Raw genomic sequence first — 10,759 nt, forward strand, 5'->3', positions numbered from 1 at the left:
TGGCGGCGCGCCATTTCATTCTTTCGGATCGTGCGACTTCTCGCTTTTTCCGAATTCCGCCACAACACCTGACGAACGCAGGACATTGAGCACGCCGGCGCCAAAGCCCAGCAACAAGCCGACGACCAGACCCCATGGCGAGGTTCCCGCCACGCGATCCAGAAACCAGCCAAGGCCCACACCCACCACTATCCCGGCGATGAACTCGCTGGACAGCTTGAGCGCCTGGCCATATCCGGCCGTCGCCTTCGCGCCGTCATTCCCCTCGAGCTGATCCGGCCGTCTTGTCGCAAGCGATGCTCCAAGCTCACGCCGGCGGCGTCCGAGATCTTCGTCGCGGATGTCGGCCTCGTGCTTGCTGCCGCGGCCGGTTTCTCCGGTTCCGTCTGGCCCGTTCTTGTCGGCCATCGTAACCCCCCTGCCCGGTCAGACCGTCACCGTCCGTCCGCTTCTAAAGTCGCCGGCAACATAGTTAGAGGGTTTGCGCCCGTCAAGCCACGGGCGGGACTTCAAAGCCATGTATTTTTTCTATTGGAATCAATCACTTGGCGAGGTGCGACATCGTGCCCGGCACTATCGGGTCGGCACATGCCCCGAATCCGTCCGGCGACCGTTGTCCGATTTCGGCTTCCAGGGCCTTTGCGGTTCGTTTGCGACAGGCAAGCCGAAGGGCTCAGCTCCAGCCGCCGCCATAGGTGCGGTAGAAGATATGCAGGCCGATCTTGGTCATCTTCTGCATCGTGCGCGCCCAGCCCGGATGGACGTAGTTGGCGTAGTAGTGGGTCGATGAGCCGACTTCGGGAATGAATATCTTGCCGGCGGTGACCGCCATCGCGACGTCCTGCGCGGTCTTGTAATGGGCGGGGCTCTCGATGCGCTTCTTGCGGCCGTCGCAGGCGAAGGAGAACTGGCAGCGGTTCAGCCAGTTGTCGTTCTGGTAGACGACGCCGCAAATCGAGTTCGGATAGGCCGGATTGCGGACGCGGTTGAGAATGACCTGCGCGACGGCGGCCTGGCCGCGCACGGATTCGCCGCGCGCCTCGAAATAGATGCCGTTGGCGAGGCAGGCCTGCTCCTTCGTGGAGAAGACGCTGGCCGGCAGCGGGTTCTGGATCCACGAGTGGTCACCCTTGGCCATCGGCGGAATGAAGCGCCCGCTGCTCGGCTCCTCGTCCTGCAGCAGCGCTTCGAAGGGTGAGGCCTTGGCGTAATCGGGTTCGGCCTGGGCATAGGCGGTGGCCAGCACGTCCGGTCTGTCATTGTTGACCAACGCGGCAAGCATGGCCGGCACGCCGGGATCGGGCTTCTTGTCCACATTGGTATGGAAGGCCTGGGCGATCTGGATTTCCTTGCCCTTGATGCCGGGCTTGGCGAAGGCGAGCTTCAGGCCGCTGTCCATGCTCGGCCGCAGCAGCGAGGACGTGCGCTGAAAGATTGAGCCGGCATTGAAGTTCTTCGGCGGCGCCACCGGCGAGACCTGGATGATGCGGCCCTTCTTGTCGGCGCGCATGATGCGGTCCTCGTCGGGCGTGATGCCGGCGACATTGCCCTTGCCGCGAAACGAGACCTTGCCGACGCCGGGCAGGCGCACGCCCGAGCCCGAGAGCGAACCGGTGGTGACGGAATCGATGAAAGGCATTTCGGCGGCATGAACCGAGCCGGCGACGGAGCGCTCGACATAAGAGTTCCAGCGGGTGCCCGAAGCTTCGAGGCCGGAAATCAAGCTGCCCATGTCCTGGTAGGCGACGACAGTTGGAAAGCCGATCCAGATGCCGAGCCCGATGACCAATGGCGATACGAAGGAACGTTTTTTCTCACCGGCGGCGGCGGCCAGCCGCTTCAGGACACGTCGATGCACGGGGAACTCTCCAGAAACGCCACTGAGCCACTGGAGAGCCAAAGTGAAGCATTAACCTTGATGCGGGGTTAACGCGGTTGATCGTGTTTTTCCGAAGCGGCCCGAAATGGGACGCCGTTTGCCGACCGGCAACCCGTCAGTTCGGCCGCAGGAAAATTGGCCATGCAATCATGGCGCAGAGCGCGCCCACCAGCCAGACGCCAGGCCACGACCAGATGAGCAGCAAAGCCGGAATGGCGGTCGGCACCACGAAGAAGGCGATGAAGACGAAGCTGTTGGCAAGACCGAGCGCGGTTCCGGCGCGGCTGGCGCCGGCAAGCGTGGCGAGTTCGGTGTAGGCGACGCCATGCCAGGCGGAGACCGAAATGCCGGCAACGACCAGCAGCACGTCGATCGCCGGGATCAACGCGGCATGGGCGTCTGGCGTGGCTCCTGCCGCCAGGACCAGCAGGCCGACGGCCGCGAAGCCAAGCGCGCTCGTCATGCTGCAGAGGCGCAGGAACCAGCGGCGGTTGCCATGGCGGTCGGTGAAGCGGCCGCTCCAGACGCGCATCACCATCGCGCCGGTCTGCACCGCGGCAAGGCTGGCGCTGATCGTGAGCGTGGCCATGCCGGCGAAATCGTGCAGGAAGACGGAGGCGAAGGTGAGCACCGCCACTTGCGGAAAGCAGAGCAGGCCGATGGCGGTGGCGATGCGCCAGACCTCGACATTGCGCAGCGGCGCCGGACCGCCCGACTTTGCCACGGCCATGCTGCCGGCATTGTCCAGTTCCGGCGGCTGGTGCAGCCATCGCCAGGCAAACAGCGCAGAGACGGCGTTCATGGCGGCCAGCAGCCCGAAGACCGCCGCGAAACCGTGCACCGATGCCAGCGACGGCAGGACCAGCGCGCCGAGCCCGCCGCCGAGCGGCACCGCGGTCTGCCTGATGCTCATGGCAAAGCCACGTTCGCCTTCGTGGAACCAGGCCATGATGGCGCGGCCGCTGGAACCGTTGACGCTGCCGCCGAGCAGGCCGGTGACCAGAAGGCATGCGGCCAGCATTGCGACGCCAGGCACATAGGTCACTGAGGGCACGATGAACAACGCCATCAGGGCGAGCCACGCCGCGGTCGCACCAAGGCCGGTCAATAGCACGCCGCGATCGCCCCAGCGGTCGGTGAGCAGACCCCAGGGCAGTTCGCTCAAGGCAACGCCCAGTCCGAGAAGACCGAGGACCAGGCCGAGATTGCCATTGCTCAAGTGATAGCCCGACCGCAGAAACACCGCCGCCGCCGGTATGCCGGCGAAGGTGGCGGAGAAACTGGCATTGGCGGCAACGCCGATGCCAAGCACCTTCCAGCGATGATTGGCGCGAAATCGTTCAGCCTTCGACGTGACGGCGGCGGCTCGGCCAACCCGGCCTGGCTCACAATTTGCGTCGGCGATCGACATGGCGGGACTCCTGTTGATGCCCTTTCGGGACCTTGACGCCTCGTCTTTACCGCCATAACTTCATCCCGAATATCGGGAAGTTTTTGACAATTGTTCCCGAAAAACAGGATCGTTGTGATGCGCCGCGTAACCTTCGACCTCGATGTCCTCCGAAGCTTCGTCACCGGCATGGAACTCGGCAGCTTCGCCAAGGCCGCCGACCGGCTTGGCCGCTCGACCTCGGCGGTGAGCGCGCAACTGAAGAAGTTGGAGGACCAGGCGGCGACGCCGATCTTCCGCAAGTCGGGCCGCGGACTGGCGTTGACCGAAGCCGGCGAAACCATGCTCGGCTATGCCAGGCGGCTGCTCGAGTTGAACGACGAGGCGGCCTCGGCCATCCACGACGTGGAACTGGAAGGCTGGGTCAGGCTCGGCTTGCAGGAGGATTTCGGCGAGGCGGTGCTGCCGGAGGTGCTCGGACGCTTCGCCCGCGCGCACCCCAAGGTCAAGATCGAGGCGCGGATCGGGCGCAGCTATGAACTCGCCGAGCGGATCACATCAGGCAATCTCGACATTGCGCTGGCCTGGGACAGCGGCCAGGCGCTGCCTTACAGCCGGCATGTCGGCGACGCGCAATTGCGCTGGATCGGGCCGGCAAAGCTGATCGAGACCAGGCTACGCGAGGGCGAGGCACTGCCGCTGGTGGCGCTGGAAGCGCCATGCCTGCTGCGCACAGTGACGACGGAAACGCTCGACCGCGCCGGCCTGCCATGGCGGATGGCCTTCTCCAGCCCCAGCCTTGGCGGCATCTGGGCGGCGGTCGCCGCCGGCCTCGGCCTGACGATCCGCACGGATATCGGCCTGCCGGCCAATGTCAGGACGATGGCACCGCAAACGTTGGGCTTACCCGCGCTGCCAACCATGGCGCTGGTGATGCACCAGAAAGACGCCGAACTGGACCCGGTGGCGACGCGGCTGGCGGATATTTTGTGGCAGGCGGCGGTGGCGGCGCTGCCGCAGGACGAGCGGTTGAGAGAGGTCGCTTAGACGCGGTGATCACCCGGTGTCGCGTTCCGTCACACCCCCCTCTGTCCTGCCGGACATCTCCCCCTCAAGGGCCCTCAAGGGGGGAGATTGCTGTCATCAACGCTTTCGCCAATTTTTGATCTTGCAAGGTGAGAACGGCCGCAGCGGCTGCTGATCTCCCCCCTTGAGGGGGATGCCCGGCAGGGCAGAGGGGGGTGCTGCCCCGCCAATCTTGCGGAGAATTTCGCAACCGTCACCGCTCACTTGCGCTTGTTCGCTCTCCCCGCGAACGGGTTGTCCGAAGTCCGCAGCGCTATCCTGATCGGCACGCCGGGCATGTCGAAGGCTTCGCGCAGGCTGTTGGAGAGGTAGCGGACATAGGATTGCGGCATCGCGTCGGGCCGCGAGCACTGGACGACGAAACCCGGCGGCCGGGTCTTGGCCTGGGTGACGTATTTGACCTTGAGCCGGCGTCCGGCGACGGCGGGCGGCGGATGATGCGCAAGAATGCTTTCCAGCCAGCGGTTGAGCTTGCCGGTGGAAACGCGGCTGTTCCACACCTTGTGCGTCTTGATGACGGCATCCATCAGCTTGTCGAGGCTGCGCCCGGTCTCGGCCGAAACCGTCACCGCCTGGATGCCGCGCACTTGCGGCAAAAGCCGTGTGGTCTTTTCGCGCAATTCGGCCAGCAGTTCCTGCGGATTGTCGATCAGGTCCCATTTGTTGAAGGCGATGACCGGCGCCCTGCCCTCGCGGATGATCAGGTCGGCGATCTGGAGGTCCTGCTTCTCGAATGGGATGGTGGCGTCGAGCACGATGATGACGATCTCGGCAAAGCGGATGGCGCGCAGACCGTCCTGCACCGACATCACTTCCAGCTTTTCGTGGATCCTGGCCTTGCGGCGCATGCCAGCAGTGTCGAACAGTTTTAGGCGACGGCCATGCCAGTCCCAGTCGACCGAGATGGAATCGCGGGTGATGCCGGCTTCCGGGCCGGTCAAAAGCCGCTCCTCGCCGATCAGCGCGTTGATCAGCGTCGACTTGCCGGCATTGGGACGGCCGACGACGGCGATGCGCATCGGCTTGGTGTCGTCATAGGCAGGTTCGGCGTCGGGATCGGTGATGTCCTCGCCGATCAGCACCTCGCTGGCGGCGACGTCCTCGGCCTCGTCTTCTTCCTCGCCGAAGGCGCGGTCTTTGCCCAGCGCCTCGATCACCGCGTCGCGCAGATCGGGCATGCCCTGGCCGTGCTCGGCCGAGACCGGGATCGGCTCGCCGAGGCCGAGTTCCCAGGCCTCCAGCATGCCGCCCTGGGCGCCCTTGGCCTCGGCCTTGTTGGCGACCAGCACGACCGGCTTGCCGGATTTGCGCACGATCTCGGCAAAGGTGCGGTCGTCGGGCAAAAGGCCTGATTTGGCGTCGATGGTGAAGAAGATCAGGTCGGCTTCGCGGATCGCGATCTCGGTCTGCGCGCGCATGCGGCCGGGCAACGTCGAGGCGGCGGCGTCTTCGAAACCGGCGGTGTCGATGACATCGAAATGCAGATCGTAGAGTTTGGCCGCGTGGACGCGACGGTCGCGGGTGACGCCCGGCGTGTCGTCGACAAGCGCCAGCTTCCGTCCCACCAATCGGTTGAAAAGCGTCGATTTGCCGACATTGGGCCGGCCGATAATGGCGACTTTGAAGCTCATCCGGCTATCCATATCATCGCCCAAACCGCAGCGCGCCCTTGGGTCAGGCCCGAGGGCAGGCTTTGGGCGATGCGTATCATGACGCGCCCGAGCCGCGGATCAATTCCGACATCAGCGTCGCCCGCTGGCGCGCGTTGCGCGGGGCGCCGTCATCGGCGGCGATCTGGTCGAACAGTTTCAGCGCATCCTGGGTCTTGCCTTCCTTCCAGGCGGCAAGGCCGAGCGCTTCGCGCGCTGTGTGGCGCAGCGTGTTGTTGTCGGCGGTCAGCGCCTCGACGCGGCTGGAGACGTCGGCGAAGGAGCCGTGATCGACGAGCAGCAGGGCGGCCCGCAGGCGCGCCATGTCGCGAATGCCCTGGGGAATGGCGTTGTCGGCGGCGACGCCATCGAAATCGGCGACGGCGGCGGCAAAGTCGCCCTTGTCGGCCTTGACGGTCGCCGCGCGCATGCGGGCGAGCAGCGGATAGGCGCCGTAGCCGTCCTTTTCCAGCTGTTCGAGGGCGGTCAGCGCCTCGTCGCTCTTGCCGTCATTGGCAAGCTTCAGCGCCTGCGAGAAGGCATCGCCGGAGCGGTTGGCGCGCGTCTCGTCCCAATAGCGGTAGCCGACGAAGGCGGCGGTGCCAAGCACCACCAGGATGGCGAGGCCAAGGATCGCCGGACCAAAGCGGTCCCATAGCGCCTGCGCCTGCTCGCGACGGATCTCGTCGTTGACTTCGCGGATAAAACTGTCGTCGGACATCAATCAAAACCATTGCTGCCCTAACAGGGGCGCTTCTTGAGCCCGCGTTTTAGCGAAATTTCGCGGGCATGGAAGGGGCTCGGCAGGAAAATCGGCTAATCGCCGGGCGCATAGCTGCCGACGTTGATCGCACCCACGCCACATTTTGCCGATAGCCGGCTTGGACTGCCTCCAGATCAAGCCCAGATTGCCGATGCCACGTTTGTCCCGCGTTGTTGCGTTTTCCTCAGCCGTGCTTGCCATGGCTGGTGCGGCTTTCGCCGACCCGCCGGCGCCGCCTGCCCCGGCAAAGCCGAAGCAAATCGTCATCATCTCGTTCGATAGCGCCCGGGAGATCTCGCAATGGCAGCGCAGCCGGGCGCTGGCCAAGCGCACCGGCGCGCATTTCACCTACTTTTTGTCCTGCGTCTTCCTGCTGTCGCCGCAGACGCGGGCCGACTACACAGCTCCGGCCAAGTCCGCGGGCAAATCCAACATCGGCTTTGCCGCTTCGAAGCAGGACGTCGCCGATCGGCTCGATCAGATCGGGCTCGCCGCTTCGGAAGGCCACGACATCGCCAGCCATGGCTGCGGCCATTTCGACGGCAAGGACTGGAGCAAGGCCGACTGGCTGAAGGAATTCGCCTCGTTCGAGCGCATTCTGGAAAACGCCTATGCGATCAACGGTATTGAACCCGAGCCCAAGGGATGGCGCGATATTGCCCATGCCGTTGTCGGCTTTCGCGCGCCGTACCTCTCGACCAGCAAAGGGCTCTATGAGGCCCTGCCTGAAGCCGGCTACCACTATGATGCCAGCGGCGTTTCGAAAGGCCCGGTCGAGCCGCCGACCGGCGGCGGCTTGACCCGCTTTTCGCTGCCGCAGATCCCGGAAGGCCCTGATGGTAGGCTGGTGATCGCCATGGACTACAATCTCTATGTCAGGCATTCCGGCGGCTTCGAGCGGCCAAGCCAGGCGGCAGACTTCACCGAGCGGACGTACCAGGCGTTCCGCGCCGCCTTCGACAGGCAATATCAGGGCAAGCGCATCCCGCTGGTGCTCAGCTTCCACTTCACGCCGATGAACAACGGCGCCTACTGGGACGCGCTGGAGCGCTTTGCCGGCGAAAACTGCGTCAAATCAGATGTCGAGTGCATCAGTTTTCGCGATTATGTGCAGCGGCAACGTGGTAGCGAGAGGCAGGCGGCGGTGGGCGGCTGAGCCGCCAACCGTCTATGCAGATAGGATCAAGCCGGGTCGGGTTCCTTTGCCTGGCGCGCGAGGAAACGACGATCGATATCGGGAAGCGGCTCGCCGTGGATAATTGCCTCGAAGGCACGCAGGCGCTTGTAAATGGACAGAAGCTCGACAATCGTTGTCCACGCATTGACGAGATATTGGAACGAGGAGCGCACTTGCCCGAAGGCATCGAGAATTCGGTTCAATAGACCCAAACTGATTTTGGCGGCCACCATCGTTGGGACCAATACTATATAAGGGAATATATTATCTATCTGAAGATAGAATATGCGAGCCACATTGAAATACATGTAGTGGAAGTAAAGCCTAAAGTAATTTCGCCGCACGTTGTTAAATAGTTCGGCGACAGTGGGCGGCCGAGCACGATTCGGATCATCTTCACCATAAACAAGTTCTTTTCGATAGGCAGCCTCGACGCGCTGGTTACGGAATTCGAGGCCTGGCAACTTGATGCCGACGAGCGCCAAGAAAGTAGTCCCAAAAATCGACCAAACAATCGCTACCACCACTAGGGAGTAAGGGACCTCTCCGACGATTGGCAATTCAGTTACATTTTTCGACAGAACGAGGAGAACGGGCAAGAATGCGATCAGCGTCATTACCGAGCGGACCAAATTCACACCGAGTGCTTCCATCGTCGTGGAAAAGCGCATGGTGTCGTCCTGGACACGCTGCGACGCTCCTTCGATAGTGCGAAGCCTGTCCCAATAGAACATGTAGTATTCATTCATCGCCGTGCGCCAGCGGAAGATCCAATGGCTCACAAAAAATAGGTTAAGGACACCCACGGCAACGGCCAATCCAGCGACCCAGGAGATGGTCAGCAGTTGGCTGTAGAAATCCCACGGCGTTGTCGAATACGCCTTGCCGAGCGCCCGCTGTATGAGATCGTAGAACGGTCCGTACCAAGCGTTAAAGGCTACATCCACTTGAACCTGGAAATAGATCACGAAGAGAATGAGCGCGGACCCAAGGATCGACCAGTTCTGCCAAGGATGGGGTGAATACCACCTCCAAAAGCCAGCGAAAAGCGCTACGCCCGTGCCGTAGTATAGGTAGAACCAGACGAACGGGTCAGACCAAAAGACTTCAACGCCAACGGGCGTGTCGGCTGCCACCGGAGCAAGCCCAATCAGGGTACCCAGCTCTTGGCCGCCGAAAAACCAAATTATGATGAGCAAAAGGCTCCAGACGGCGGCCGAGGTGAAAAACAGCTTCGGCTGCGGGAAGAAGGATACGAACACTGTGGTGAAATCCTCGGTCGGTGCGCAAATCAGCGGGGTTCAGCGGGCATAAAGTCACACATTAGGTGGAAAGCAAATGCCCGTACCCGATGCCCGGCATCGAGCAAGACCACAATCATGGCGATTTTGGCGCGGCCGACCAGGTGATCCCAGCAGATACCAGCAATACGCCAGCAGCGACGATCGAGGCCAGGAAGAAGTTGCCCGAGGCTTGCGCCAGCAGTCCGGCGACGATCGGGCCGACGATCTGGCCGATGCCGAAGGAAGCGGTCATCAGCGCAAAAATCCGGCGCGGCGCCTCCGGCACGAGCTGCCTTGCCGTCTGCAGGCCGAGCGCGGTGATGGCGATGAAGGTGCCGCCGAGCAGGACGCCCGCCAGCAGCGGCCCGGCGGTGCCGCCGATGGCGACGCTGGCGGTGACGCCGACCACCTCGACCAGGCAGCCCACGGCATAGGCGGTATAAAGCCCGATCCGTGCCGCTACCTTCTGCCACAGCCAGACCGAGGGAAAGCCGGCAAGGCCGGTGACCATCCAGACGCTTGCCTCGAAGACGCGGCCGCCGCCGCCCTGGCGCACGATGGCGACCAGGAAGGTCGCCGTCACCACATAGCCGAAGCCGAACAGGCCGTAGGCAACGATGACTTTTGCCAACGACCGGTCCCTCGGCAGTGCCGGTTCGCGGTCGGCCACGCCGCGGCCAGGTGCGGTGCTGCCGGCGAGCAAGGCGACCATCGCAAGGCCGCCGGCGGAAATCGCTGCCGACCACAGCCAGCCCGAAGCCCAGCCGGCATGTTCGGTGACCAGAACCGCCATCAGCGCTGAGGATGCCGCGATGCCGAGGCCGACGCCGCCGAAATGCAGCGCCTGCAGGTCGCTTCTGTTGGCGGCTGCCAGGTGACCGAAGACGATCGAGGCCATGAACACCATGACGAAGGCGCTGGCGAGACCGGCAAGGAAGCGGAGGACGACAAAGGCGGTCATCGTCTCGCTCAGCCCCATCAGGGCGGCGAGCGCAGCACTGGCGGCAAGGCCGCCAAACATCAGCAGGCGCTCGCGCCCATGCGCCCAGCCGCCTGCCGCCGCAAGCGCGCCGACGAGGTAGCCGAGATAATTGGCCGACGCGATCCAGCCGGCATCGGCCGGCGACAGATGCAGTTCTTCCATCATTCCGGGCAGGATCGGCGTGTAGACGAAACGGCCAATGCCCATGGCAACGGCCATGGCGATCATGCCAGCGAGAGCTTGGCGCAAGGGTGATGGAGCGGCGTTCATTGCAGCGCACAATAAGGGTGCTGCCCGGTCAGACCAATCCACTTGCGTTGGGCCAGACTTGGCGGCGGCGACAGTGGCCGTTGGCGTGAATGTGCCGAGGCGCGAGGGCCACTTGGCGTCGCGCCGCCCCGCCTGCCGGCACCTTCTCCCCGTATAGTGACGGGGAGAAGGGGGTTATGTCCGAACCGGATAGATAGGTAACAGAATGGACCGATAGCATGGGTGACAGTTTTCTTGTCCGCCGGAGGACCGGCGATGGTTTGGCGAGAGACTGGCATCA

Annotated in this window: 9 protein-coding genes; 2 read left to right on the top strand and 7 right to left on the bottom strand. The window is 63.6% G+C overall.

The genetic code is table 11. From position 1 onward, the window contains the following. Window positions 1-15: 15 nt before the first annotated feature. The 3 genes from NKK50_RS30605 to NKK50_RS30615 form a co-directional block, all read right to left on the bottom strand. Window positions 16-408 (bottom strand): AtpZ/AtpI family protein, encoded by a 393-nt coding sequence (locus NKK50_RS30605; RefSeq protein WP_352544319.1) that lies wholly within the window; start codon window positions 406-408, stop codon window positions 16-18. Between the two features lie 265 nt (window positions 409-673). Beyond that, entirely contained in the window at window positions 674-1,858 is a 1,185-nt protein-coding gene (locus NKK50_RS30610) for a cell wall hydrolase (protein ID WP_023668487.1), read from the bottom strand. A 136-nt stretch (window positions 1,859-1,994) separates the two neighbouring features. After that, window positions 1,995-3,290, bottom strand: a complete 1,296-nt coding sequence (locus NKK50_RS30615) for an MFS transporter (protein WP_023745507.1) — start codon at window positions 3,288-3,290, stop codon at window positions 1,995-1,997. 117 nt (window positions 3,291-3,407) lie between these two features. Here NKK50_RS30615 and NKK50_RS30620 point away from each other — a divergent pair, with 117 nt between their 5' ends. After that, window positions 3,408-4,316: a LysR substrate-binding domain-containing protein gene (locus tag NKK50_RS30620; RefSeq protein ID WP_023738457.1), complete on the top strand. Its 909-nt coding sequence runs from the start codon at window positions 3,408-3,410 to the stop codon at window positions 4,314-4,316. A 239-nt stretch (window positions 4,317-4,555) separates the two neighbouring features. Here NKK50_RS30620 and der read toward each other — a convergent pair whose 3' ends face one another. Together der and NKK50_RS30630 are read right to left on the bottom strand one after the other, a co-directional pair. Beyond that, entirely contained in the window at window positions 4,556-5,986 is a 1,431-nt protein-coding gene (gene der, locus NKK50_RS30625) for a ribosome biogenesis GTPase Der (protein ID WP_023692116.1), read from the bottom strand. A 76-nt stretch (window positions 5,987-6,062) separates the two neighbouring features. After that, the gene (locus tag NKK50_RS30630; RefSeq protein WP_023729304.1) at window positions 6,063-6,725 is read right to left on the bottom strand and encodes a tetratricopeptide repeat protein; all 663 of its coding nucleotides are present in this window, start codon (window positions 6,723-6,725) and stop codon (window positions 6,063-6,065) included. A gap of 193 nt (window positions 6,726-6,918) precedes the next feature. Here NKK50_RS30630 and NKK50_RS30635 point away from each other — a divergent pair, with 193 nt between their 5' ends. Then, window positions 6,919-7,923, top strand: coding sequence for a polysaccharide deacetylase family protein (locus NKK50_RS30635; RefSeq protein WP_023834492.1), 1,005 nt, complete (start codon window positions 6,919-6,921; stop codon window positions 7,921-7,923). A gap of 26 nt (window positions 7,924-7,949) precedes the next feature. On the opposite strand, the gene sbmA is transcribed toward NKK50_RS30635, so the two are convergent. Together sbmA and NKK50_RS30645 are read right to left on the bottom strand one after the other, a co-directional pair. Further along, a complete protein-coding gene (gene sbmA, locus NKK50_RS30640) occupies window positions 7,950-9,206 on the bottom strand; it encodes a peptide antibiotic transporter SbmA (protein ID WP_023668493.1) in 1,257 nt (418 codons plus the stop codon). A gap of 115 nt (window positions 9,207-9,321) precedes the next feature. Further along, entirely contained in the window at window positions 9,322-10,437 is a 1,116-nt protein-coding gene (locus tag NKK50_RS30645; protein ID WP_023668494.1) for a YbfB/YjiJ family MFS transporter, read from the bottom strand. Window positions 10,438-10,759: the final 322 nt, after the last annotated feature.

Source organism: Mesorhizobium sp. M0001, assembly GCF_040324255.1.
Lineage (GTDB): Bacteria > Pseudomonadota > Alphaproteobacteria > Rhizobiales > Rhizobiaceae > Mesorhizobium.

What these genes read in the sequence shown, in the direction of transcription:
- NKK50_RS30635 (WP_023834492.1), top strand. Translation starts at nt 6,919, where the DNA reads ATGCCACGTTTGTCCCGCGTTGTTGCGTTTTCCTCAGCCGTGCTTGCC.
- NKK50_RS30620 (WP_023738457.1), top strand. Translation starts at nt 3,408, where the DNA reads ATGCGCCGCGTAACCTTCGACCTCGATGTCCTCCGAAGCTTCGTCACC.
- NKK50_RS30605 (WP_352544319.1), bottom strand. Translation starts at nt 408, where the DNA reads ATGGCCGACAAGAACGGGCCAGACGGAACCGGAGAAACCGGCCGCGGC.
- der (WP_023692116.1), bottom strand. Translation starts at nt 5,986, where the DNA reads ATGAGCTTCAAAGTCGCCATTATCGGCCGGCCCAATGTCGGCAAATCG.
- NKK50_RS30645 (WP_023668494.1), bottom strand. Translation starts at nt 10,437, where the DNA reads ATGATCGCCATGGCCGTTGCCATGGGCATTGGCCGTTTCGTCTACACG.
- NKK50_RS30630 (WP_023729304.1), bottom strand. Translation starts at nt 6,725, where the DNA reads ATGTCCGACGACAGTTTTATCCGCGAAGTCAACGACGAGATCCGTCGC.
- NKK50_RS30615 (WP_023745507.1), bottom strand. Translation starts at nt 3,290, where the DNA reads ATGTCGATCGCCGACGCAAATTGTGAGCCAGGCCGGGTTGGCCGAGCC.